The organism is Pseudarthrobacter sp. NPDC092419, from assembly GCF_044755045.1.
Classification (GTDB): domain Bacteria; phylum Actinomycetota; class Actinomycetes; order Actinomycetales; family Micrococcaceae; genus Arthrobacter.
Genome location: NZ_JBIVQF010000005.1, coordinates 73,315 through 97,014, shown reverse-complemented (window position 1 = coordinate 97,014; position 23,700 = coordinate 73,315). Strand labels below are relative to the sequence as shown.

The 23,700-nt window shown below is 63.0% G+C and carries 25 protein-coding genes and 1 pseudogene; 14 read left to right on the top strand and 12 right to left on the bottom strand.

The window, feature by feature from the left end; translation table 11 throughout:
• Positions 1–10: 10 nt before the first annotated feature.
• Complete coding sequence (locus tag ACIQC0_RS09900) at positions 11–1,531, bottom strand: polysaccharide biosynthesis tyrosine autokinase (RefSeq protein WP_400534655.1); 1,521 nt, start codon at positions 1,529–1,531, stop codon at positions 11–13.
• 532 nt (positions 1,532–2,063) lie between these two features.
• Here ACIQC0_RS09900 and ACIQC0_RS09895 point away from each other — a divergent pair.
• Together ACIQC0_RS09895 and ACIQC0_RS09890 are read left to right on the top strand one after the other, a co-directional pair.
• Positions 2,064–2,120, top strand: a pseudogene (locus ACIQC0_RS09895) (helix-turn-helix domain-containing protein); the annotation flags it as partial.
• 96 nt (positions 2,121–2,216) lie between these two features.
• Entirely contained in the window at positions 2,217–2,471 is a 255-nt protein-coding gene (locus ACIQC0_RS09890) for a hypothetical protein (RefSeq protein ID WP_400534844.1), read from the top strand.
• Between the two features lie 74 nt (positions 2,472–2,545).
• On the opposite strand, the gene ACIQC0_RS09885 is transcribed toward ACIQC0_RS09890, so the two are convergent.
• Positions 2,546–3,736: a hypothetical protein gene (locus tag ACIQC0_RS09885; RefSeq protein WP_400534653.1), complete on the bottom strand. Its 1,191-nt coding sequence runs from the start codon at positions 3,734–3,736 to the stop codon at positions 2,546–2,548.
• A 74-nt stretch (positions 3,737–3,810) separates the two neighbouring features.
• Complete coding sequence (locus tag ACIQC0_RS09880) at positions 3,811–3,978, bottom strand: hypothetical protein (protein ID WP_400534651.1); 168 nt, start codon at positions 3,976–3,978, stop codon at positions 3,811–3,813.
• A gap of 128 nt (positions 3,979–4,106) precedes the next feature.
• On the opposite strand from ACIQC0_RS09880, the gene ACIQC0_RS09875 reads away from it, so the two are divergent.
• The gene (locus ACIQC0_RS09875; protein ID WP_400534649.1) at positions 4,107–5,699 is read left to right on the top strand and encodes a hypothetical protein; all 1,593 of its coding nucleotides are present in this window, start codon (positions 4,107–4,109) and stop codon (positions 5,697–5,699) included.
• A gap of 631 nt (positions 5,700–6,330) precedes the next feature.
• Here the strand turns inward: ACIQC0_RS09875 and ACIQC0_RS09870 are convergent.
• On the bottom strand, positions 6,331–6,792 hold the full coding sequence (locus ACIQC0_RS09870; RefSeq protein ID WP_400534647.1) for an Lrp/AsnC family transcriptional regulator: 462 nt from the start codon (positions 6,790–6,792) through the stop codon (positions 6,331–6,333).
• 160 nt (positions 6,793–6,952) lie between these two features.
• Here ACIQC0_RS09870 and pdhA point away from each other — a divergent pair, with 160 nt between their 5' ends.
• The 3 genes from pdhA to ACIQC0_RS09855 are packed head-to-tail and all read left to right on the top strand — an operon-like array spanning position 6,953 to position 10,679.
• Complete coding sequence (gene pdhA / locus ACIQC0_RS09865; protein ID WP_400534645.1) at positions 6,953–8,119, top strand: pyruvate dehydrogenase (acetyl-transferring) E1 component subunit alpha; 1,167 nt, start codon at positions 6,953–6,955, stop codon at positions 8,117–8,119.
• Entirely contained in the window at positions 8,116–9,228 is a 1,113-nt protein-coding gene (locus tag ACIQC0_RS09860) for an alpha-ketoacid dehydrogenase subunit beta (protein WP_377214515.1), read from the top strand. The genes pdhA and ACIQC0_RS09860 overlap by 4 nt, the downstream gene beginning before the upstream one ends.
• A gap of 2 nt (positions 9,229–9,230) precedes the next feature.
• On the top strand, positions 9,231–10,679 hold the full coding sequence (locus tag ACIQC0_RS09855) for a dihydrolipoamide acetyltransferase family protein (protein WP_377214516.1): 1,449 nt from the start codon (positions 9,231–9,233) through the stop codon (positions 10,677–10,679).
• Between the two features lie 43 nt (positions 10,680–10,722).
• Here the strand turns inward: ACIQC0_RS09855 and rfbA are convergent, their stop codons facing one another.
• Positions 10,723–11,607 carry a glucose-1-phosphate thymidylyltransferase RfbA gene (rfbA, locus tag ACIQC0_RS09850; protein WP_377214517.1) on the bottom strand — a complete coding sequence of 295 codons (885 nt, stop codon included), beginning with the start codon at positions 11,605–11,607 and terminating at the stop codon, positions 10,723–10,725.
• 63 nt (positions 11,608–11,670) lie between these two features.
• Here rfbA and rfbB point away from each other — a divergent pair, with 63 nt between their 5' ends.
• From rfbB to ACIQC0_RS09820, 6 genes are all read left to right on the top strand, one after another.
• Complete coding sequence (rfbB, locus tag ACIQC0_RS09845; protein ID WP_377214518.1) at positions 11,671–12,669, top strand: dTDP-glucose 4,6-dehydratase; 999 nt, start codon at positions 11,671–11,673, stop codon at positions 12,667–12,669.
• 2 nt (positions 12,670–12,671) lie between these two features.
• Entirely contained in the window at positions 12,672–14,081 is a 1,410-nt protein-coding gene (locus ACIQC0_RS09840) for a sugar nucleotide-binding protein (RefSeq protein ID WP_377214519.1), read from the top strand.
• 161 nt (positions 14,082–14,242) lie between these two features.
• The gene (locus ACIQC0_RS09835) at positions 14,243–15,103 is read left to right on the top strand and encodes a M23 family metallopeptidase (RefSeq protein ID WP_377214520.1); all 861 of its coding nucleotides are present in this window, start codon (positions 14,243–14,245) and stop codon (positions 15,101–15,103) included.
• Between the two features lie 94 nt (positions 15,104–15,197).
• Positions 15,198–16,013, top strand: a complete 816-nt coding sequence (locus ACIQC0_RS09830; RefSeq protein ID WP_377214521.1) for an MBL fold metallo-hydrolase — start codon at positions 15,198–15,200, stop codon at positions 16,011–16,013.
• A gap of 117 nt (positions 16,014–16,130) precedes the next feature.
• Complete coding sequence (locus tag ACIQC0_RS09825; RefSeq protein WP_377214522.1) at positions 16,131–16,277, top strand: hypothetical protein; 147 nt, start codon at positions 16,131–16,133, stop codon at positions 16,275–16,277.
• A 206-nt stretch (positions 16,278–16,483) separates the two neighbouring features.
• Positions 16,484–17,737: a MinD/ParA family protein gene (locus ACIQC0_RS09820; protein ID WP_377214523.1), complete on the top strand. Its 1,254-nt coding sequence runs from the start codon at positions 16,484–16,486 to the stop codon at positions 17,735–17,737.
• Here the strand turns inward: ACIQC0_RS09820 and ACIQC0_RS09815 are convergent.
• The 3 genes from ACIQC0_RS09815 to ACIQC0_RS09805 form a co-directional block, all read right to left on the bottom strand.
• Entirely contained in the window at positions 17,734–18,927 is a 1,194-nt protein-coding gene (locus ACIQC0_RS09815; protein ID WP_377214524.1) for a hypothetical protein, read from the bottom strand. The two genes, ACIQC0_RS09820 and ACIQC0_RS09815, sit on opposite strands and share 4 nt — an antisense overlap.
• A gap of 86 nt (positions 18,928–19,013) precedes the next feature.
• Positions 19,014–19,235: a hypothetical protein gene (locus tag ACIQC0_RS09810; protein WP_377214525.1), complete on the bottom strand. Its 222-nt coding sequence runs from the start codon at positions 19,233–19,235 to the stop codon at positions 19,014–19,016.
• A gap of 57 nt (positions 19,236–19,292) precedes the next feature.
• A complete protein-coding gene (locus tag ACIQC0_RS09805; RefSeq protein WP_377214526.1) occupies positions 19,293–19,679 on the bottom strand; it encodes a hypothetical protein in 387 nt (128 codons plus the stop codon).
• 402 nt (positions 19,680–20,081) lie between these two features.
• On the opposite strand from ACIQC0_RS09805, the gene ACIQC0_RS09800 reads away from it, so the two are divergent.
• Together ACIQC0_RS09800 and ACIQC0_RS09795 are read left to right on the top strand one after the other, a co-directional pair.
• On the top strand, positions 20,082–20,561 hold the full coding sequence (locus ACIQC0_RS09800) for a DUF2975 domain-containing protein (RefSeq protein ID WP_377214527.1): 480 nt from the start codon (positions 20,082–20,084) through the stop codon (positions 20,559–20,561).
• A complete protein-coding gene (locus ACIQC0_RS09795; protein WP_377214528.1) occupies positions 20,561–20,767 on the top strand; it encodes a helix-turn-helix domain-containing protein in 207 nt (68 codons plus the stop codon). The genes ACIQC0_RS09800 and ACIQC0_RS09795 overlap by 1 nt, the downstream gene beginning before the upstream one ends.
• Positions 20,768–20,799: 32 nt before the next feature.
• Here the strand turns inward: ACIQC0_RS09795 and ACIQC0_RS09790 are convergent, their stop codons facing one another.
• The 4 genes from ACIQC0_RS09790 to ACIQC0_RS09775 all read right to left on the bottom strand — a co-directional run bounded on the left by ACIQC0_RS09790 (position 20,800) and on the right by ACIQC0_RS09775 (position 23,598).
• On the bottom strand, positions 20,800–21,087 hold the full coding sequence (locus ACIQC0_RS09790; RefSeq protein ID WP_377214529.1) for a hypothetical protein: 288 nt from the start codon (positions 21,085–21,087) through the stop codon (positions 20,800–20,802).
• A gap of 105 nt (positions 21,088–21,192) precedes the next feature.
• Positions 21,193–21,885, bottom strand: a complete 693-nt coding sequence (locus ACIQC0_RS09785) for a cation transporter (RefSeq protein WP_377214530.1) — start codon at positions 21,883–21,885, stop codon at positions 21,193–21,195.
• Positions 21,873–22,199 (bottom strand): ArsR/SmtB family transcription factor, encoded by a 327-nt coding sequence (locus tag ACIQC0_RS09780; RefSeq protein WP_377214531.1) that lies wholly within the window; start codon positions 22,197–22,199, stop codon positions 21,873–21,875. The genes ACIQC0_RS09785 and ACIQC0_RS09780 overlap by 13 nt, the downstream gene beginning before the upstream one ends.
• Before the next feature lie 31 nt (positions 22,200–22,230).
• Positions 22,231–23,598: an ABC transporter substrate-binding protein gene (locus tag ACIQC0_RS09775; protein WP_377214532.1), complete on the bottom strand. Its 1,368-nt coding sequence runs from the start codon at positions 23,596–23,598 to the stop codon at positions 22,231–22,233.
• Positions 23,599–23,700 lie beyond the last annotated feature (102 nt).

The following is a 23,700-nucleotide window of genomic DNA, read 5'->3' as shown; positions in this document are numbered from 1 at the left end:
GTCCGCCGACTCAGAAGTGCCTGGAAGCGCCAATTTCGGGAGCCGCGCCAGTAGCATGCCTTGGCCAAGGAACGGCAGTCCGCGTTCCATCTTCTCTCGGCAACTCCGATGACAGTTCTGCTGCCACAGGGTGCGCCCGACGGGACCTGGATGCGGCCATGGAACGACCACCCTTCGATGGCAATTCCTTCGAGTAGTACCCGTAGTTGTAGGCATCGGCGCCCTTGGCGGGGACGCGGTTGAGCACAACCCCCAGAAGATTGGCCTCGACCAGCCTGAGGTTCGAAAGGGATTTTTCGAGATCATGCCTCTTTATTTTTTGAACGCCTACCACAAGGACGACTCCCCCAACGTGCTGGGAAAGAACTGCCGCGTCCGTCACGGGCAGTAGAGGTGGCGCATCAATGATCACTGTGTCGAAAGCCTCTCCCAGCCGTTCGATCAGATGCTGCATCTCTGATGATCCAAGCAGTTCACTGGGGTTCGGGGGTATCTGCCCGGACGCAAGGACGTAGAGTTCGTCGTCGCCCCACGGCTGCAGCAGGTCATTCACGTTTGCCGCGCCGACGAGGGCTGTAGTGAGGCCGGCATTGCGCTCAAGCCCCAAGTATTCATCAACCATTGGGCGCCGCAGATCCGCGTCAACAAGGCAAACGGTGCGGCCGGCCTGAGCCAATGCGATCGCAAGGTTGGTCGCCGTTGTGCTCTTACCCTCCCCAGGGAGGGACGAGGTAATAAGCACGGTGTTTGCCGTCCCTGTCACGTTGGCGAACTGCAGATTCGTGCGCAGTTGCCGAAACGCCTCGGCCCTGGGACTTTGGGGGGCGTGCTGGGTAACCAAAGGCCTGCCCTCGGCGTCCTGGTCGTAGGAAATTGCTCCGAGCAGGGGACTCTCGGTCACTTGGCGAAGGTCGTCCTCATTGCGGATTCGGGCGTCCAGGGTAGTGCGCAACAGTGCAAACCCAACTCCGAGCAAAGTGCCTGTCAACATGCCAAGTATGAGGTCCAAGCGGGTATTCGGGGCAGAGGGGTATAGCGGCGCAACAGCAGGCTTTATCACCGAAAGACTTACCGGGGAAGTCCCTCCAGCCTTGGGCTTCTCAAGCATGTCCACGGCTTTGATCAGGCTGTCACCGACGGCAGCGGCAATGGCGGAAGCCTGGACAGGCGAATTATCCTCTACGGCAATGCTAATTAGCACCGTGTTAACGTCGGTACGCGCTTTTACTTTGCCTGCCAATTCTTCAGCGGTGAGAGTCAGCCCTAGGGTGTCTATGACGGGCTGCAGCACCACGGGGGAAACTACGGTCTTTACGTATGACTGGACACGCGCTTGGGTAAATGTGTTTCCCTGCTGTAATTCCTGAACCGTGCCGGAACCTTGTATAGCAACAAAAAGTTGGGTCTCAGCTGTGTAGGTGGGCTTCGAGAAAAGAGAAACCGCACCCCCCAACAGCAACCCGGCGAGGGCGAACGCAACAATAATTGTCCAGTTGCGGCGCAAAATCCGCAGGTAGTCGCGCAAGTCCAAGCCTGTTTCCCCCTGAGTAGACGCCCGTCAGCTCTGCCAATTATCCAGGCAGCCATTTGCGGATTTTTCGATTATACCTGTGGCGGCCGGCTCAGGACTCGGGGCTCGTTCAGATGTCTCGGGGTCATTGTGGTGCCAGCTCCCAAGATTCGCGCCTCTCCACGACGGGAGGATCTCGTCTGTCCAACTTGTCCTTCCGTGCTAAGTAGGGAACGTCAAAGCAACCGCATATTCAAGAAGTACGCAAGGCGGGTTCAAGGGGTTGTTGCAACACCTGGGTGATTGGTGGTGTTGTGGGACGCTTTGGTCGGCCGGAGATGTTGCGTGAGGTGGTCCGGGTTTTCTGGGAGGCGAGGTCGTCTGGATCATCTGATGAGGTCGCGGCAAAGGCGGCCGGCCTTTCCCTGTCAGCGGCCCGGCTGATCGTCCGTCAGCATGGTGGAGTGAATCCTGGAATTAGGCCTGCCAGCCGACGGTTCTTGTCCTTTGATGAACGCGAGCTGATTGCCGTATTGCGGGCGGCCGGTGCGGGGTGCGTGAGATCGGCCGGCGTTTGGGCCGGTGCCCGTCCACGATCAGCAGGGAACTGGGCCGGAACATCCGTAATGAAGGCAAGCGCCCTTATCTGGCGTCCTCGGCCCAAGACCGGGCACAGAAGCTGGCACGCGGGACTAAGACCCGGAAATTGGCTTCCAACGAGGCCTTGGCACTCTACGTAGCCGGGATGCTGACGGCCCGGGTACGGTTGTCCCTGGAACAGATCAGTGCCCGGCTGCGGATCGATTTCCCCGATGATGAGAGCACGCGCATCAGCCCCGAGACGATCTATCAGTGCATCTACGTCCAGGGCCGCGGCGGGCTGAAGACCGAGCTCGCCGCAGCCCTGCGCACCGGCCGGGCCGTGCGGCAGCCAAACCGGCGCGCGGGAGTGCGTCGGTGACCGTCTCCATCACTGCCACAAGTGCGCTCGACGGATCCGTGGTAGTCCAGGCATCAGCAGGCGGCGCAGCGAACCTAGTACCGTCCGGGGCGGGTCTTAATACTGATCTGTCCCGGATTCTTGGCTGCCGCAAGCCGCGCCTCCAGATCCCGTTCCCACGTCGGCACACGAGCGACCTTCGCCTTCCGCTCAGGGACGGGTGTCGGGGAAATCGACACGGCATCCTCTTTGCGGAGAGAACCGCAAAATCTGAGGACGAGGTACCAGAAGTAGATGACGAACATGTTCTCAATGCGGAGCATGATGCTCTCAGAATTGAAGTAGGCACAGGTCGCCACCAAGAACGCAATCTCCGGCAGACGACCAGCCTTGAACAAGTTGTAGACGGCGCGGGCAAACAACACCAACACCACAATGAACATCACCACACCGCCGCCCATGAGCAGGTGCAGGTAGGAGTTGTCCACAATAGTCACGGCCCGGTCGAACTGTTTCACGCTGGTACTGAGGACCACGTCGGCTTCGGTCAGTTCTGCAAGGAACCGTTCGTAAAGTATCGGCCGGTTACTCAGCAACCGGTTAGCCTGCCCATCACCCCACAGGGTGGCGACATAGAACGCCAGGCCAATGCATATCACTGGGGTGGCCATCACTGCTCCACGGAAAAACAGCGACCGGGACAGGGCCGGCATCAGGTACAGCGCGGCCACGAACAGGCCAAAAGCAAGGTAACCACCCCTGGCGTCCGTCAGTTGGAACAGGTAGGTCGTGGCAGCCACAGCACCCAACGCCACCCAGTGACGGCTCCGGAACCGATACTTGTGGAAATAGAACACCAGCATCGTGAACGCGCCGTAGACCAGGTTGAAGAAGAATGGGACACCGTTGGTCCCGAACGTCATCCTGCTGCGGTACTCGGTCACCGTGTTCTGCGTGATCCCCAGCCCAAGGAACACGAACACCAGCCCCAGTGAAAACAGGGAGCTCAACAAGAGCGCCTTCTCAAGGTCCCGTTCCTTGACCGCAAACATCAGGAACACCAGCACAAAAATGAAGATGTACGACAGCTGGTCAGGGTTCTGCCGCAACAGCATCATCAGCGTCGAGTACAGGATGAGCAGCATCACGCCCACCGGCATACGCACCCCACTGACAGCTAGAGAGAGCCCCACAAGCACGAGCACGCCAACACGGATGCCGTTCTTTAGGACGGATTCTTCCGAGGCGATCGTCTGAATCAGGACGGCGTTCGCGGCAATCGCCATCAGGCAGAACACCAGGACACGGGTAAGGCCACGGCGCCCATGAAGCAACCTGGGACCGGTCGTTGTTAAGGCGGTCACCACCGGCTACGCCACAGCGGATACCGCACCGCAGCAGCGAACCCGATCAGTGGCAGCACCAGCCACCACCCGAGCGACGCGCCCGCCAACCACACCACTATGACGGCTGCGAGCACCAAATAAACCCGGTTGGCACGCTGCTCGCTGGCCCAGTCCCCATCCATGCCCCAGATTCTACCCGCCCGCGGCGCGTGGTTTGAGTACCGTCCAAGTACTCCCCCGCGGAAGCGCCGAATGTAATGGAGTAGTCACCACGCTGGTTGGCACAGCTGCCAACAAATAGCTTCGCCACATGGATCAGACCGGACAGGCTCCGCGAGACATGAAGCGCCGCAGCCTTTTCAGAATTGGAACGCTGGTTGCCGCGTTCACAAGTGCCTCCGTCGCGTCCGCGAATGCCGCTTCAGGCAGCCCCGCACCGATGAACGAATATGTGCCAACAGCAGAAAAGGGCGCGCCGTCGGGAGTGGCGACACTGGACGGTGAAGCCCGGATACCACCCGCACAAATCCCAGACCTTTCAGCGAGTTATGGGCGCAAGACCGAAACGTTTATCGACGATTTTCCCAGGCTTGGCGCTGAGACCGATGACACGCCACGCTTGGGGCGCGCCATCGCTGCAGCGATTGCGCCCGGCGGCGAAAAGGTCATCCGGTTCGGCAGTAGTACGTACACGCTGAACGATAAGACAACTATCTCAGCCCCCGAAGTCCGCTTCATCGGCAACGGATTGTCGACCACCCTGACTAATGGCAACAACAAGACGATGCTGGACATCACCGGTGCTGGCTTCCAAATGCAGAACATGAGAATCAATGTCAGCGACGCAAACAGAACGAACTTCCCGATCACTGTCACCGGCGGTGTCCGTCCATTGTTCGACACCATCTACGTAAATGGGGCTACCAATGCGAATCGCTCAGGCATCCACTTCGTTAGCGGTTCGATGGGCACCGTGCAGAACAGCATCTTCAATCATTCGTGCATCAGGATCAGCACATGGGACGTGAAGATCGACAAGGTCTACATTTGGGCCATGTCGTGCGAGTACGGCATCGGGGTTTTTGACGGGGCCGGCAACACCACCCTCACTAACGTGGACGTCGTCCCGCCCTTGGCGGGCACCCCCCAGGGGCGGGCGGGGATCTACATCGACGGCGCCAGCGGCAATCCGTTCAACACCAAGATGTCCAACATCTATCTGGACGGGAACCCGACCCTGGACACGAGGATCGGCATCTACATCGGAGACGGTGCAGGGGCGACCCTGATGGAGAACATCAACGCCAATCGCATGGACTCCGACTGCATCGTGATTGACTCCGCGATCAACGTGACGCTGAATGGCTACAGCGGCCACACGAATAACGACAAAGGCCGCGGATCAAGGGAAGTCTTCGTCACCAGGACCGGGATCCAGGCTGTGGAGAACATCCGCCTTGTGAACATCCAATGTCTGAGAACCACGCCCGTGGCGGGCACCGCCGCGCCCGCCATCGAAGTAGCGCCCTCGGTTGACGGGTCCCAGGTCAGCATCGAAGGATTCGGGATCAAACAGCCCGGGACCGGTGGCGGCTACGCCGCTCCAGAGGTCAAGGTTGACGCCACAAGGACGTCTCTCTCCGGCCGGGGGCAGCTCTCCAAATATTCGGCGCAGGGATCGGCGGCCTTCGCTGCCGGCGCCACGGGAATCACCATCAACTTGTCCACTCCCTACCCAATGGCATATCGACCCCTGCTGTCGGACATATCCCTGACTTTCGATACAACCTTGCCGTCATCGCCACGGATCCAGATCCTCAGTAACAACAAGATCTACGTGGCATGGACCGGCAAGACGCCGCGTATGGGGAAGGTCTTCTGGCGGGTTGACCTCAGACGCTAAACGAAACTAACGGGGAGAGATGAGCGGGCGCGCGGGCCCCCACCCGCTCAGCGTTCCGCTCCTTTATCCGCAAGAAGGGCCACTCAACGAACCGCCAGGGACAACATCGAAAGAACCCATGGCAGGCCACTCAATAAGGGGGGCGCGGGCGAGCATAGGGATGGAATCAATCTTTGGGGAATGCAGGAACAGCGACATCACCGGGATGTGGCACTGATATAGGCCGTACGACCGCTTCCCGAAACGGGTCAGCAGCCGCCCCTGCATCCAACCTGCGCAAGTCCCAGCAGTAATAAACCAGATGATCCCAGCAGTGAGAAGCGCGCCAAATGGCTGCTTTGCGGTGTCTACTGAGCACCCGCAGGCGGGCATGGCGAATACTCAAGGGAGGGCTGTGCAAAGACTGTTTACTGGATAGGTGCCTGGAAGATTTCGGTCCCAGACTCGGCTCGTATCCGTACTGAGGCGAGGGCCCACAAGAGTTCCCGCTGCCATTCGACTGCACCCGTTCGTTTCAGGCCTGCCCGGCCGCCCGGAACTTTCGCGACCTGTGGGCACAACTGAGCCGAGATAGGGAAAAATAGTGGAATGGCCCGAAATCGGAACGGATCACTATAGCACCCAGCCTGCCCTACCGAGTGTCCAGATCCTCAAATACCAGGAACGTCTGAGTATCCAGCACACCCGGCATTGACTGCAGCTGGTCGAAGATGACTCGCCGCAGGTCCGTGTTGTCCGTCGTGCGGACCAGCAGGATCACGTCGAAGTCGCCGCCCACTAGGGCAATGTGGTGCACCTCCGGAATCGCGCGCAGCTGCTCGCGGAGCTCCCGCCATGAATGCTGCCGCACTTTCAGCGTCACATAGGCGGAAGACTTCAACCCGGCCTTGATCGGGTCCACCAGTGCCGTGAACCTGGTCAGGACCCCTTCGCCGGTCAACCGGGAGATCCGCGTGTAGGCGTGCGCCCGGGAAATGTGGACGTTCTCCGCCACCTGCGTCACGGACATCCTGCCGTCGCGGGTCAGCTCGGCGATAATTCTCCGGTCCACATCATCCAGCGGGACGGTTTCGTCCGCCGTCGGTTCCGTCAATTTGTCTCCAACTCCCGCCCGTAGCGCAGCTCACACTCGCAATTCGTCTTTCAGACTAGGCCAAATCGGCGCCCATCTCCACGATTCGGGGATCCACTGGATACGAAACAACCCGCAGGGCCATACTGTGAATGAATAGTGGCTACAGAAGGACGGACCAATGACGATCTCCGCAGACGAAGCTGTCAAGAAATTCGGGATCACCGTGGAGGATTACCTGCTGCCGGCGCGGCACATGATCCAGATGGTGGACCCGGATGGCCGGCTCCGGGCCGAGGCCGAGCAGGGCACCGAACCTGGCCATGAGTACCCACTCCCGGGTGATGACGAACTTCTGGCCGCCTACGAGCAGCTGGTGGTCGGACGCCGCGTCAATGACCAGAACTCCGCACTGGTCCGGCAGGGCCGCATGGCCGTCTACCCTTCCAGCCATGGCCAGGAGGCCTGCCAGGTAGCGGCCGCGCTCTGCCTCTCCGACGGGGACTGGATGTTCCCTACCTACCGGGACGCCGTCGCCGTGATGGCCCGCGGCGTGGACCCGGTGCAGGTGATGACGATCTTCCGCGGTGACTGGCACGGCGGCTACAACCCCTCGGAGCACAAGGTGGGCATCCAGTGCACCCCGCTGACCACCCAGCTGCTGCATGCCGTCGGCGTCGCCCACGCGGCCAAGCTCCGCGGCGAGGACACCGTGGTGCTGGCCATGTGCGGCGACGGCGCCACCAGCGAAGGCGACTTCCACGAAGCACTGAACTTCGCCGCCGTGTTCCACCTGCCCGTGGTCTTCTTCGTGCAGAACAACAAGTACGCGATCTCGGTGCCGCTGGCGCACCAGTCCGTGGCACCGTCGCTCGCCCACAAGGCCGTGGGCTACGGTATGGCCGGCGAACGCGTGGACGGCAACGACGTCGTGGCGCTCCTCGCCGTCCTGGACCGCGCCGTCAAGCTCGCCCGGGAAGGCTCCGGCCCGCTCCTGGTCGAGGCACACACGTACCGCATGCAGGCGCACACCAACGCCGACGACGCCACCCGCTACCGCGCGGACAGCGAAGTCGCCGAGTGGGTCGCCAAAGACCCGGTCACCAGGATGACCGCCTACCTGAAGGACCGCGGAATCCTCGACGCGGAGGAAGAAGCCCGGATCGCCGCGAAGGCGGAAGACGTGGCCACCCAGCTGCGCGAAGGCCTTAGCGAAGACGTCCCGGTGGACCCGCAGGAGCTCTTCCGGCACGTCTTCTCCAGCCTTACACCCCAGTTGGAGGAACAGTCCGCCATGCTCGCCGACGAACTGGTACGCGAAGCAGCATCAGAGGAGGCCGCGAAATGAGCCCCACCATCACCACCTCGTCCGAGGCGAATGGCAACGTCAGCGCCGCCACCGCCCGGGCCGCAGCCACGGCGGCTGCCACTGCCGAAGCCACCGGGCCGCAGCCGGTCACCATGGCCAAGGCACTCAACACCGCCCTGGCCGACGCCATGCGCGCCGACGAATCCGTCCTGGTCTTCGGCGAGGACGTGGGCATGCTGGGCGGGGTGTTCCGCATCACCGACGGGCTCACCAAGACCTTTGGCGAGCAACGCTGCTTCGATACACCCCTGGCCGAGTCAGGCATTGTAGGCATGGCCGTAGGCATGGCTATGAACGGCATGCGCCCCGTCATCGAAATGCAGTTCGACGCCTTTGCCTACCCGGCGTTCGAACAGATCGTCAGCCACGTGGCCAAGATGCACAACCGCACCAAGGGCGCCGTCAAACTGCCCTTGGTCATCCGTGTCCCCTACGCGGGAGGCATCGGGGGAGTGGAACACCACTGCGACTCTTCCGAGTCCTACTACGCGCACACGGCGGGTTTGAAGGTCTACACTCCGGCCACAGTGGCGGACGCCTACCGGATGCTGCGCGAGGCCATCGACTCCGACGACCCCGTCATGTTCATGGAGCCGAAGAAGCTCTATTGGTCCAAGGACATGGTGGACCTGGAGCAGTTGCGGGAACAGCACTTGGCCAACGCGGACGCCGGGACAAGCTCGGAAGGCCGCGCCGCCGTCGCGCGTTCCGGCACTGACGCAACGCTCATCGCCTACGGCCCGTCCGTCCCCACCGCGCTCGCCGCCGCTGCGGCAGCCGCCGAGGAGGGGCGCTCGCTGGAGGTCATCGACGTCCGCTCCATCGTGCCGTTCGACGACGAAACCGTCTCCGCGTCCGTCCGCAAGACCGGACGCGCCGTGGTGATCGCCGAGGCGCATGGGTTCGCGTCCGTGTCCTCCGAGATCGTTGCCCGGGTCCAGGAACGCTGCTTCCACTACCTGGCCGCGCCCATCCGGCGCGTCACCGGCTTCGACGTGCCCTACCCGGCGCCCAAGCTCGAACAGTATTACCTGCCCAGCGTGGACCGCATCCTCGACGCCGTAGACGACCTCCAGTGGGAGAACTGACCATGAGTGACACGAAAGTATTCCTCCTGCCGGACCTCGGCGAAGGCCTCACCGAAGCCGAACTGGTCAACTGGCTGGTATCCGTTGGCGATGAGATCCGCGTGGACCAGCCCATCGCCGAAGTGGAGACCGCCAAGTCCATGGTGGAGGTCCCATCCCCATATGCCGGAACCGTCGCCGAGCTGCACGGCGAACCGGGGCAGACGCTCGACGTCGGCAAGCCGCTTATCTCGGTGACTCCCGCAGGTGCCACGCCGCAGAAGCCCGAGGAGGCAGCTGCCGAGACCTACCGCGAGGAGGAGAAGGCTGGGTCCGGCAACGTCCTTATCGGCTACGGCACCCCCGGCGGACACGGCGCAACCCGCCGCACCCGTGCGCCCAAGCGGGCCGCGACTGCCACGGTCGGCGCACCTTCAAAGGAGGCTGCGGCTTCTGAGCCCGTCTCCTTGGGGACCGACCCTGCCGAGGCGCCGGAACTCACCCTGCTCCGGACCCGCGTTCCCGGGAAGATCGGCGCCGTCATCTCGCCCCTGGTCCGTCGTATGGCCCGGGAGCACGGTGTGGACCTGGGCTCCGTGAGCGGTTCAGGCGAGAGCGGTCTGATAATGCGCCGCGACGTGGAGGCAGCCATCCATACCCCATCGGTTAAGACCGTTGAAACTGCGCAGGTTGAACCCTCCACGGCTCCGGTGCTTGAGCCCGCCACTGCCAAACAGGTTTCGGAGCATACTGATGCGCGGACCGGGCTGGGCATCTCTTCGCGTACGCCGGTCAAGGGCGTCCGCAAGGCCGTTGCCGCCACGATGGCACGCAGCCGCTCCGAAATTCCCGAGGCAACCGTCTGGGTGGACGTGGACGCCACCGGTTTGCTGGAGCTTCGCAAGGGACTCAAAGCCGGCGGTTCCCAGGTGCCTGGGCTGCTGGCCTTCATTGCACGTTTTGTCACAGCCGGGCTAAAAAAATACCCGGAGCTCAACACCCGGATCGAAACTTCGGCCGACGGATCCCAGGAGATCATCGGCTTTGACGGGGTCAACCTCGGCATCGCCGCCCAGACCGACCGCGGCCTGGTGGTACCCTCGGTCCGTGCCGCGGAGAAGTTGACCGCCCGGGAACTGGACGCTGAGATCCGCCGGCTCACCGACGTCGCACGCCAGGGCAAGGCGACCCCCAGCGAACTGGGCAGCGGCACCTTCACGCTGAATAACTACGGCGTGTTCGGTGTGGACGGTTCCGCCGCGATCATCAACTACCCCGAGGTTGCCATCCTCGGCGTTGGCCGGATCATCGACAAGCCATGGGTGGTGAACGGTGAACTGGCTGTCCGCAAGGTCACCGAGCTGACGCTCACGTTCGACCACCGCGTCTGCGACGGCGGCACGGCGGCGGGTTTCCTGCGATTAGTGGCAGACGCGATCGAAAGTCCGCAGGGGCTGCTGGCGGAGATGTGATCAGGGGTACCCAGTCCTTGCGCAGGAGACACCCAGAGATGAGTCAGTTCCCCTGTGCTGCCTTCGGGTCGTCGAGCAGGTCCAAGAGGTATTGGCCATAACCGCTCTTAGCGAGGGGGAGAGCACGATCGCGAAGCTCGTCGTCGTTGAGAAAACCTAGCCTCCATGCGATTTCCTCAGGGCAGCCAATGGCGCGGCCCTGACGTTTTTGAACGGTGCGCACGAAGTCGGCCGCATCGTTGAGGTCGTTGAAAGTTCCCGTGTCCAGCCAAGCTGTGCCCCTTGGGAGGATTTCTACTTGGAGTTTTCCACGGTCAAGATAAGCCCGGTTCACATCCGTGATTTCGAGTTCGCCGCGGGGGGATGGCTTCAGATCGCGCGCGATTTCGATGACCTCGTTGTCGTAGAAGTAAAGGCCCGGGACGGCGTAGTGGCTTTTCGGAGCGGTCGGCTTTTCCTCGAGAGACACTGCCCTGCCGGTCGTATCGAACTCGACGACACCGTACGCTTTGGGGTCGGCCACGCGGTAGCCGAAGATGGCGCCGCCGTCTATCTTGTCGAAACGGCGGAGCTGAGCACCAAGTCCCTGGCCGTAGAAAATGTTGTCGCCCAATACGAGTGCAACTGGACCCGTGCCTATGTGCTCGGCGCCTAGGATAAACGCCTGGGCAAGTCCGTCAGGGGACGGCTGTTGGCTATAAGTCAGGTTTACGCCGAACTGGGAGCCGTCTCCGAGCAGTCGTTGGAACTGGTCTGCGTCATGGGGTGTTGTAATGATCAGGATGTCCCGTATCCCCGCGAGCATTAGTGTCGACAGAGGGTAGTAGATCATCGGCTTGTCATAAACCGGCACCAGTTGCTTGCTAATTCCCGAAGTAATCGGATGAAGTCTGGATCCGGTCCCCCCGGCGAGAATGATTCCACGCATAGGAACATCCTTGCCGCCATTCAGAGTTCGGCCAAATCCAGCTGCTGTGGAACGATGATTTACATGCAGAATTTCCTCGTTACCGGTGGCGCGGGCTTCATTGGTTCCAACTTCGTCCGCTACCTGGTTGACAACACTCCCCACCACGTCACCGTGCTCGACAAGCTGACCTACGCAGGAAATCTCGAATCACTTGCCGACCTCCCCGACTCGCGCTTTGCGTTCGTGCGCGGGGATATCGTTGATGCCGGGCTGGTCGACAGACTGGTGGCCAAGGCCGACGTCGTAGTTCACTACGCGGCAGAGTCCCACAATGACAATTCGCTGCAGGATCCCAGGCCATTCCTGAATACGAACATCATCGGGACATACACTCTGATCGAGGCTGCCCGCAGATACGGTAAGCGTTTCCACCACATCTCTACCGACGAGGTCTATGGGGACTTGGAACTGAATGCTCCGGACCGGTTCACTGAGTTGACTCCCTACAACCCGTCCAGCCCCTATTCCTCCACAAAAGCGGGGTCCGACCTGCTGGTGCGGGCATGGGTGCGTTCGTTTGGCCTGCAAGCCACGATCAGCAACTGTTCCAACAACTACGGCCCCTACCAGCACGTGGAGAAGTTCATCCCGCGCCAGATCACCAACGTCATCGACGGTATACGACCGAAGCTGTATGGCAAGGGGGAAAATGTCCGCGACTGGATCCACGCTAGTGACCACTCATCCGCGGTTCTTGCCATTATTGACAGGGGGACCATCGGCGAGACGTACCTCATTGGAGCAGACGGTGAGAAGAACAACAAAGACGTTGTGGAACTCGTCCTCAAGCACATGGGCCAGCCGTCTGATGCATACGACCACGTCATAGACCGACCCGGCCACGACCTCCGCTACGCCATCGACTCCACCAAGCTGCGAACGGAACTGGGCTGGCAGCCTGAGTTCTCAAATTTTGACGCCGGTATTGAAGACACGATCGAATGGTACCGGGACAACGAAGCATGGTGGCGTCCCCAGAAAGCCGCTACCGAAGCCCGCTACAAGGCCCAAGGCCAATAACGATGTCAATCGAGTTCTCCAAAAGGCTAGCTGCCCACGAAACGCCCATCCCCGGCGTAGTCCTCTTCGATTTGCCGGTCCACGGCGATAACCGCGGGTGGTTCAAGGAAAACTGGCAGCGTGAAAAGATGGTGGCGCTCGGGCTGCCGGACTTCCGCCCGGTGCAAAACAACGTCTCTTTCAACGCGAAGACCGGCACGACCCGGGGCATCCACGCCGAACCGTGGGACAAGTTCATCTCTGTAGCTACGGGGCGGATTTTCGGAGCCTGGGTGGACCTGCGTCAGGGCCCGTCGTTCGGTGCAGTTTTCACCGCTGAATTGGATCCCAGCCAGGCGATCTTCATTCCGCGCGGCGTGGGCAACGCCTTCCAGACCTTGGAAGACAACACGGCGTACACGTATCTGGTCAACGATCACTGGTCGGCGGACGCGCAAGGGAACTACACATTCCTCAATCTCGCGGACGAAGAGGCTGGGATCGGGTGGCCGATTCCCTTGGAACTGGCCGAACTCTCCGAAAAGGACAGGGCCCACCCGCGGATGGCCGAGGTGGCTCCAATGCGACCTAAGAAGATCCTGGTCATCGGCGCGGACGGGCAACTGGGTAAAGCGATGCGCAGCGTGTGGGGCGCCAATCCGTCGGTGGAGTTCGCATCACGAGCTGAGTTCGACCTCGCTGATGCAGATTCCTTCCGCAGCCGGAACTGGAACAATTACTCAACGATCGTCAACGCCGCAGCCTACACCGCGGTGGATGCAGCGGAAACGGCTGAGGGGCGGACAGCCGCCTGGGCGATCAACGTGACAGCAGTCGCGCAGCTTGCGCAGGTAGCGGTCGCCCACGATCTCACACTGGTTCACGTGTCGTCGGACTATGTCTTCGACGGCACCCAGGGATCGCACCGTGAGGATGAGCCGTTCTCCCCGCTGGGCGTCTACGGACAGACGAAGGCAGCAGGGGACGCCGTGGTCAGCGTCGTCCCACGGCATTACATTGTCCGTACGAGCTGGGTGGTGGGCGATGGACACAACTTTGTCCGGACCATGGCATCGCTAGCCGAACGCGGAGTTGAGCCCTCAGTGGTCAACGATCAAGTGGGCTGTCTCAGCTTTGCTAGCGACATTGCTGCGGGCATCGTGCACCTCCTGGAATCCCGGGCTGCGTTCGGAACCTATAACCTCAGCAACGACGGCCCGCCGCAATCATGGGCTGACGTTGCCGCCACGGTATACGAACGGTCCGGCAAATCCCCTGCAGCAGTTCGGGGAGTGAGCACTGCGGCGTACTTCTCCGGTAAGGACGCCGCCCCGCGCCCCGCAAACAGCGTCCTTGACCTCAGCAAGATCAGGGCCACAGGATACAATCCAAGGACGGCCGAAGATGCGCTGGCAGACTATCTGGGGAAGTAGGCCAAGCTCGCTGTAACGCAGATGGCTACGATGTTTGCACCCCGAGGATGACGCATCAAACCCCAAGATTTCCCCATCCCGCCAAAGCCCCGTGAAGGGTTTGCCTAGGTTATCCACATAAGCGCCTGTTTTTGCTTTCTTGGCGCCGGCGCCGTGCTCCCATGGAAGAAACCACCGTAAATCTCCGCCTCGCGGCGGCTTCCATGGGAGATCTTTTGGGGAAACATCTGGCACGGGCAGCTGCACGGCGCAAGGCACAGCAGCGGCGCAGCATCATCCGGCTGACCGTCGGCGCGGGAACGGCCGTCGTGGCACTCTCGGCCCTCGCGCTGACCGCCAACGGCGCCGTGGCCACCCCGCAGTCCGTACCGTCCAACGCCACTGCCGCGGACGGAGCCGCCGTAGACGCTCCCGAAGCCGGTGCAGCGGTGGCCGTCGCGGCGCCGTCCTCCGCTTCGCTGTCCTACACCCGCACCACCGTGGCCACCATGGCAAAACCGAAGCCCAAGAAGCTGAAGCTGGCCGTAGCCGCGGCCACCCCGGTGCGGCCCGCCGCCGCGACCGTCGCCCCGGCTGCCCCGGTGCGGCCTGCCGACGGAGCCCTGCTGGCGCCGCTGGAATTCCTCAACCCCAGCTCACCGTTCGGCCCGCGGACCAGCCCGATCACCGGCAAGCCCGGCGAGTTCCACTGGGGCAAGGACTTCGCTGCCCCCTGCGGCACCGGCGTCCACGCCGCCGACGAGGGCGTTGTCCGCGCTGCCGGCTGGGCCAAGGGCGGCGGCGGAAACCATGTTGCAGTGGACCACGGCAACGGGCTGGTCACCACCTACAACCACCTGGCAAGCATCGGCGTCCGCGAAGGCCAGGCCGTCAAGCCCGGCGAGCTCATCGCCACCGTGGGCACCACCGGCTCCTCCACCGGATGCCACCTCCACTTCGAAACCATCAAGAACGGAGCGCATACGGATCCGGCCGCCTGGGAACTGCTTCCCGTGCGCCCCGCGGCGGCCGCCGTACGGTAGCTCCCGGCGCTGGCTCCCCGAAACTCCATGCCCCGGTAGGTAGAATCGACGCCAAGACGAACGAACACTGCTTTGCCGGAGGTACGGAGAAACAATGTCAGAATGGCTCGAAGTCGGCGCGGACAACTATGTGCTGGTCACCGAAGGATCGCAGCTGAACACCGGACTCGTCGTCGGATCCGAACGGGCCATGGTCATCGACACCGGTTGCGGGCCGCGCCAGGGCAGGCAGATCCTCGATGCGGTGCGGGAAAAGACCCAGCTGCCCCTCGTCGTCGTCAACACCCACGCGCATTACGACCACTTCTTCGGCAACGCCGTGTTCGCCGAGGCCGGCGTCACGGAATTCTGGGCCCACCAGAACTGTGCCGCGGAAATCGACGAGCGCGGGGATCTGCAGCGCCGCTTCGTCGGCACCTTGGAACCCGAAATGTCCGCCGGCGAAGGCGAGAACGTGGAACTCGTTGTCCCCAACGTCATCGTCAAGGACCAGCCCATCCTCGTGGACCTGGGCGGGCTCACCGCCACCCTCTTCTACCTGGGCCGCGGCCACACCGACGGCGACCTTCTGGTGGGGACTCCCACCACCCTGTACGTCGGCGACCTCGTGGAACAGGGCGCCCACCCCTCCTTCGAGGACTCCTACCCGGAGGAATGGGCGGACGCGCTCCGGCATATCTCCGCCCTCCGCCACCGCTACGAATTCCTCATCCCCGGCCACGGCCAGCCCTGCAGCGACCAGTTCGTCAAGACCATGGCCAACACCATGAGCACCGCCGTCCGCCAGGCCAAACAGTCCATCCGGGACACCCCGTCGGACGCCACCAAGGCCATCCCCGTACTGCCCTACGGCCCCGAACAGTCCCGCTGGTTCATCAAGCGGCTGCAGGAGACCCGGCACGACCACTAAAGGCTCCGCGGGGCTCGCCTGTCACGAAGTTTGACGTGACTTGTCAAACGCGCGGAGGCCCGGTAGCGTCACGCGTGATCCGACATGGGGGATCGACCGCGACCACTGGAGGCACTGATGGCCTTGCACGACTATGCCCTGGCGCTCTGCGCGCTCCTCGGCACCTTGCTGGTTCCATTCGCCGTCCTGTACCAGCTGCTGCGGCATAAGCGCCGCACCGTCCCGGCTCCGGTCCCCGCCGCCCCGCAGAAGGACCAGGTGTAACCGTGCCGTACGTCGACATCAACCCGCACAAGAACCGGCCCAAATGGCAGGGCTACACCGTTCTGGTGCTCCTCCTGATGGTCACCGTTTCGGTGGTGGGAGCGGCGCTGACCCGCGTTTGACCACGGCATCCGTGCCAAAAACCCCTAGACTTACTGTGAAAAGCAGTGTTGCAGAACCTATGCCGAACGTCCGGGGGGACAGACATGCCTGATCCGGCGGATCACAACGCACGCGCCCATGCAGACGATGCAGGGCAGCCGCCGCTGCGCCGACGCCGCGACCTTCGTCGCGCCGCAGGCGACCTTGGCGATGCCCGGACAGGAACCATGCCAGCCGTACCCCCACCCCCTTCCAAAGCGCCCGACGCCGGCACCACAGACCTGCGCCGATCCTCCTGGGCGGAGGCGGCCGCCGCAGCCGGCGAGACAGAGACGGCGGGGGAGCCGCCGTCGTCGGACGCCGCTCCCGAAACCCGGACCTCCCGCCGCGCCCGCCCCACCGTGGCGGATACCATCGCCGGCAGCCCCATGCCGGACTTCATCAGCTCGCCCGGCCTCTTCGTCAAGGAGCAGAAACCGCGGCCCGTGGGCGGCGTCCGCGGGGCGTTGTACAGCCTGACCGGCGGCGCCGTGAACCTCGGCCCCGGCGCCCGGCAGCGCGAGGAAGAGGAACTGGAGCAGCGCATCTCGCGGCAGCTGCAGGGCCACTACAACACCGCGATCCTCAGCCTCAAGGGCGGAATCGGCAAGACATCCACCACCGTGGGCGTGGGCCTGACGCTTGCCCAGTACCGTGGCGACGCGCCCTGCGCCATCGACGCCAACCCGGACTCCGGCGACCTGGTGGAACGCGCGCTGGGGGAGGGCATCTACCAGCAGTCCGCTCCCCGCACCATCAGCGACCTGCTGGAAAACATCGACTCCGTGGACTCGCTCACCGCGCTGGCCCGATACATGCACCACGCCGGCCGGCTGCACCTCATTGCCGGCGAGCAGGACCCTGAGGTCTCGGACTCGCTGACGGCCGAGGAATACCTGCGGATCCGCCGGCTGATCTCCTCCTATTACACGGTGGCCCTGACCGACTGCGGCACCGGCGTCACCCACAACGCCATGCGCGGGATCCTGCAGTCCGCGGACAGCCTGGTCATCGCCGCCGGGTACGCCGTCAGCGGCGCCAAGCGCGCCCGCAGCACCCTGCACTGGCTGGCCAGCCACGGCTACGAGGAGCTGGCCCGCAACGCCATCGTGGTCATCACCGACAAGGACGCCGTCTCCTCCCGGGTGGACAAGGACGCCATCGAGGACCACCTCGCCGGGATCTGCCGCGAGCTGATCGCCGTGCCCCACGACCGTGGAGTGGCCGACGGCGACCTGGTCACCCTGGACGCGCTGCGCCCCGAAACGCGGCGGGCCTACAAGGAGATCGCCGCGGCCATCGTGGACGGGTACCGCTAAGGCCGCTCCCCGTGAGTGGCCCGTGCCAATAATGTTGACCGCGCTATGTCCAGGAGTTCCGTGCGGCTACCCCTGAGGCGAAAAACGGCCGAAAGCAGCAGATTGATATAGCCGTGCCCAACCCATGTGGAATCGTCTGCAAGTGCTGCCCCGATCGATTTCGGATCCAACGAAATAAACGTCAGCTCGCTCGACTCCCAGTCGTCCGGCGCAGCGCCTAGCTTTCGCGCGCTGTGAATCTCGGCATTTGTCCATTTGGTCTGGCTCAGATTCACATGGCCCAATAAGGCCCACTCGTATCGGGTTACGTCGCAGATCAGACTGTGAAAAGTAATCCTTTGCCGGACGTCGGGTTCCCCGCTCAAATCAATTCCGAGTTCCTCCTCAATACCGCGAAGCGCAGTCAGATAGGGATCAGGAAGGTCGGTCTTTGCGTTGATGTCTGCAAGCGCCATTCCCTCGTTGACCGAGACATGACGTAGGTTCTTCGCACTGCTGGCTTTGCCGCTCCGCTGGGTCAGCACCAAGTGGTCGTCTGCCGTCTCTACCGTGAGATTGATGCCGAAGGAATTGGACAGGCCGGGGAGAACGTCCCACAGGTCCTCTGCGGAGAGGTCCCGACCAGCGTCATCAAGGCTCTTATAGCGATTTTCCCAAGCCTCGGCGATGGCTTGAAATGAGGCGTAGTCGGTGACGGCGTAGCCGAGGTCAATGGTGGGTTCTTCATGGTTGCCTGTCCGGCTGATCCTGATTCTCCTCAGAGCGACTTTCTGCGCGTTCCAGGCTTCAGGAGCGGCCTCCAGTGCCATCCGTTTTTCCAGAATGGCTGCCTCGAGAACCGCAGGTGACGCCGGGCGCAGCGGTTCGCGAAGGCTTTGAATGAGACTTGGCGCTGGCTGGTCTGGAAGCCTGCTCGCGGTCAAGTGACGTTCGGAAAACCCGCGTGGGGCAAATTGCCGTATGTAGATCTGATGCTTGGCGGCACCAACCGCAAACGTTTCGGAAAGGCCGATTAGCTTGGCGTCCTGAGCCGTCCTGCGTCTGCGAAGAAATTTTCCGGCCGTGACATTCCAAACCGGGTGAATAACCCGGCTGGTGATATTAAGGAACTTCTCGGCAAGAATTCCTGCGACGGCACCACCTACAGTGGTTGATGCATAGGAGAGCGTTTCAAATAACCAAAGAGGCACGCAGCCAGCTTATGTGAACAGCGTGACCGTTTCGCTGGATGGTCGAATCGACACGGCGCAGTGCCCGGTCTAGACCCCTCCCTAACTCAGGCCGGGACGTCCGGTGCCTCCTCGTCGAAGCTGAAGCCGCAGGCGCAGCGGTAGGTGAGCGGGCCGCCGTCGTTCTTTTCGTCTGCCCGCTCTGGCGGATGTTCCGCGAGCAGCTGCATCGGCTCGCCGCAGTGGATGTGGGTGGCCATCATCTTCAGCAGCTGCGGGTCCTCCACGGGACGGTAATGGACGCGTGCGCTGGGCTGTACAGGGGTCATGGGTTGCTCTTTCCAAGTGTGTTCAGCAGGGACTGGCACGGGGCACTGCCGACCCGTCTATGTCCTGCTGATGGAAAGTTCCGCCAGTGTGAGCGCATGGGATTCCGGTTGCGCCGGCGGCCCGGTGGAGAGGACGGCGTCGCCCGGCAGCCGGTGGAACAGCTGCGGAGGATCCACCACGCCGGTGCGCAACGGGGCAGGTTCACCGCGCGGGGCGAACCTGCGCTCGGAATCGTCCGACAGCTCTTCCGGGTCACTCGAGGCGCCGGGCTCGTCAGAGCTGGTCACGGCGGCCGCAGCCGGGAAGTTGTTGCCGGGGAGGTCGTAGCGGGTGCCGTGCGAATAGGTGGCTGCCCCGGTCAGGAGGAGGGCTGCCAGGACGCACACGAAAAGGCTTCGCAGCGACCGGAGGCGGCGAAGCGGGCTGACAGCTGGCCGCCTCATCGCGGCCACTTTCCCGTTTCTCAAAAGCACCTCTTCCAGCGTAGCCCACGCCCATGTGCCATGGGTCACACCTTGGTTACTTTTGATCAGTCGCATCCGCCCCGCTTCGCTGCACCAAACGTCCGCTCGGGCTGGGACGCCCGGTTTTCTTGAGCGAACCTTTGGGCGGTTCTTCGGCGGTTCCTGAGCTTCCGGACTTACCTTAGGGCTAAGAATCCGGGCGCGGAGGGAGCGGTAGCAATGAGCATCACCGAATACGTTGTGGCCCTGGGCGGAATGCTGGCCTCCATCGGGGCGGCCGGGCTGGCTGCCGCGGGCGTGATCCGCTGGAAGGCCCGGCATTAGGCCCCGAGCTTGGAGCTATCAATTGACTTTCGATAGGTTTTGATCGAAGCTCAATCTATGACTGCAACTCGCCTGGCCGTGCCGGCTCTTCGGATCGTCCTGGTGGTGGCGTTTTTGCTGCTGCTCGTCTTCCAGACCCTGTCCCTGCCCGGGCAGTTCGCGCACATGGCCCGGGAGAACCCGAACGACGCCCCGCTCCAGTGGCCGCTGACCGTCTTTGCCGTGCTCGAGTTGGCATGCGTGCAGGTGGTCATCATCAGCACGTGGAAGCTGCTCACCCTGGTCCGGCACGATCGCATCTTCACCGCGGCCGCCATGGTGTGGGTCAATGCGATTGTTTGGGCCATCGCTGCCGCCTGGCTGATGCTCGCAGGGGTGAGTGCCGCCGTCGTACTCAATGCAGACGATCCGGGCCTTCCCATGCTGCTGATCCTGCTGCTGGTGGCCGGTGCCGCGCTGGGCCTTGTGGTGGTGGTGCTCCGCGCGCTGTTGAGCCAGGCCACGGAACTGCGCGCGGATATGGAAGCGGTGATCTGATGCCCATTGTGGTCCGGATCGACGTGCAGCTGGCGCGGCAAAAGATGAGCGTGGGAGAGTTCGCCGAGCGGGTAGGCCTGACGCCGGCCAATGTGGCAGTGCTGAAGAACGGGCGCGCCAAGGCGGTCCGGTTCAGCACGCTTGAGGCAATGTGCCGGGTGCTGGACTGCCAGCCCGGCGACCTACTGGAATTTGTGGAGGAATAGTCCCGCCTGCTGTGCAGCAGCGGGCGGTCGCTTCAGCTCCTGAGGCTGCTGGCCGTCACCTCGAATTCCTCAACGGCAACGATCTCCCGCTTCTCCGCCGCGCTCACTTCGTTCCTGATCCTGTTTGCGGCCTCGCGGCTGGCGGCGATACTTTCCTCGCTGTCCCAGAGCGTGATGGAAAGATCCTTGCCGTCTTTACCGCTCAGGTAATAGATGCCTTGGCAGCCGGGGATTGCCAGGACCGCTTGGACGGTCTCGTCAGGGACCGAATCCGAGACAGTCTCAGGCCCTGTTTTGTATGTGCTGACTCTTGCGAACATTGCAGTTCCGCCCCTTTGAATGCCTGGGATGGGCGGCCCCACTGGCAGGGCCGGTTTCTGAACCCAGCCCATAAGGCGAACTTTACGCCCGTGCCAGGGCTGCGGCTACGGCTTCCTGCAACCCTCGCAGCAGGCCTCTTCAGCCGCTGCGGCTGGGCCATCAGGCACAGCCGGAACGGTGCAGCAGGCGTCACCGCGCCAGGCGTTGATGCCCTCGCGGACGGCGATCGCGGCGATGGCCAGGGCGGCAACGGAGTCGGCCCACCACCAGCCCAGTGAGCTGTTCAGGAGCAGGCCAACCAGCAGCACGGCTGAAAGGTACGTGCACAGCAGGGTTTGCTTGGAGTCCGCCACGGCCGTCAGTGAACCGAGTTCCCGGCCCGCCCGCCGCTGCAGCCAGGACAGCAGCGGCATGATTGCCAGGCTGAGTGCGGCGATGACCAGACCAGGCGTGGAATGTTCCGCCCGTTCGCCGCCGATCAGAGCGCCCGCGGCATCAAACGCCACGAATGCAGCCAGCGCAAAAAACGAGAGGGCAATAATCCGCAGCGTGAGGTGCTCGCGGCGTTCCGGGTCCTTGGCGGCGAACTGCCAGGAAAGCGCGACGGCGGACGCCACCTCGATCAGCGAGTCCAGCCCGAAGCCGAGCAGCGCCGCGGAATCCGCCTCGCTGCCAGCCCACAGCGCCACTCCCGCCTCGACCAGGTTGTACGAAATGGTGAGCGCGGCGAAAAGGCGGATGCGGCGCGTGAGGAGGCTCCGCCGTCGTACGTCCAGTGCGGTGCTCACGCGCGGCATGTCCCGTCCGGAGCGCAGCAGGCGGGGTCCACGGCAAGCACGACGCCGATCAGGTCGCGGATGGCGTGGCCCAACCGGCCGTCGGCCAGTTCGTAGCGCGTTCGCCGGCCGTCCGGCACCGCCACCACCAGCCCGCAGCCGCGCAGGCAGGTGAGGTGGTTGGACATGCTCTGCCGCGACACCCCCAACGCCTCCGCGAGGTCCGAGGGGTAAGCGGCTGAACCGGACAGTGCCAGCAGGATCCGCGCCCGCGTGGGGTCCGAGACGGCGTAGCCGAACCGGGCCAGCACCGGGGCGTGGGTCAGTGTCTCCATACCTCCCAGAGTACATCCTGGGATGTACTAATCAGGAACCGCTCTGGTCGAACGCCCGCTTGGCCGCTGCCTGTGCGTCCTTGAGGGCCTGCTCGGCCGGCTTGGTGCCCAGGAGTGCGGACGCGATGGCGTTGTTGAGCTCGGTCTTGATGGCCTGGCCCGCGGGGGAGGCGCCCAGTGATTTCCCTTCCGGCAGGACGTCGTAGAACGTGCCGATGGTCTGGTCCAGTCCGGCGTTGCCGCTCGGCTTCACGAACTGCTCGCGCACCAGTTTGTCGGCAGAGGGTGAACCGGTGAAGAGTCCGGTGTTGACCGCGCCCGGCTTCGAAGCGATTTTCTCTGCCCGTGCCTTGCCGGCTGCCTCCCACGCGTCGTCGTTGACCAGGGCAGTCATCCATGCGCACGCGGCATCGGCGTTCTTGGCTCCGGCGGGTATGACGAACGAGGTGCCGCCGGCGACCGTGAAGGGCTTGCCCTCCTTGTCCTTGAACGGCGTGGCACCGATCTTGACGTCAGGGTTGGCCGAAGTCAGCACGTTCACGTACCACTGCGCGTTGACCTGCGCGCCCACCTGGTTTTTGGCGAACTGGTTGTCCTTGCCGAAGGTGTCGAACGAATCTGAGAAGCTCTTGGCCTTCGCGTAGCCGCCCTGCGCGTCGTAAATCTCCTTGAGGAAGTTGACCGCCTCAACGTTGGCCGGATCGTCCAGGGCCGGGGCGCCGTCGTCGTCCATCAGCTTTCCGCCCTGGCCCAGAAGCCACAGCTCGCCCTGGCCGCCGGCCACTGGATCAAAGCCCAGTGTGCCGGGCGTGCCGCCCTTCGCTTTGTACGTCTTCGCGATGGCTGCCAGCAGCTTGTCCTTGTCCGAGGTGTCGATGTCCTCCGCCGACACCCCTGCCGGTTCCAGTACCGCAGGGTTCGTGATGATTGCCGCGGGCTGGTAGAACTGCGGCACCGCCCAGATCTTGTCCTGGTAGGTGACCTGCTCGGTCACGGCCGGATAGAACTGCTCCGCCGGGTCCATCTCGTGGGCCTTGAAGCAGCCGTCGAGCGGCTTGATGAGGCCCTTGGCTGCATACGTCGCCACGAAGGCGCGGTCCATCTGCACCACGTCGGGCACGTCTCCGCTGGCGGCCCGGGTGGTGAACTTCTGGGCGTCGAAGGACGTCTCGTCCATGGTGATCTTGACGTCAGGCATCTGCGATGCGGCGTAGTCCATGCGGGCCTTCCCCACATCGTCGGCGTTATCGAAGGCCCACGCGCTGAGTGTGCCGGTCGCTTCTTTCTTGAAATCCGCCGCTTCTTCGGGGGAGTTTTCCTCTCCTCCACCACACGCGGTCAGGGTCAGGACGGCCATGGTGACAACTGCCAAACTCTTCTTGGGAAGACGTGCTTTCATAGGTTCCCGGTTCCATTCATCTCAGAGCTGTCAGGAAAAGCTTCGGCCTGGAGCTAATGTAAGTATGCTTACTCAACCGAAAGCTAGCTGAAGGAACATCCG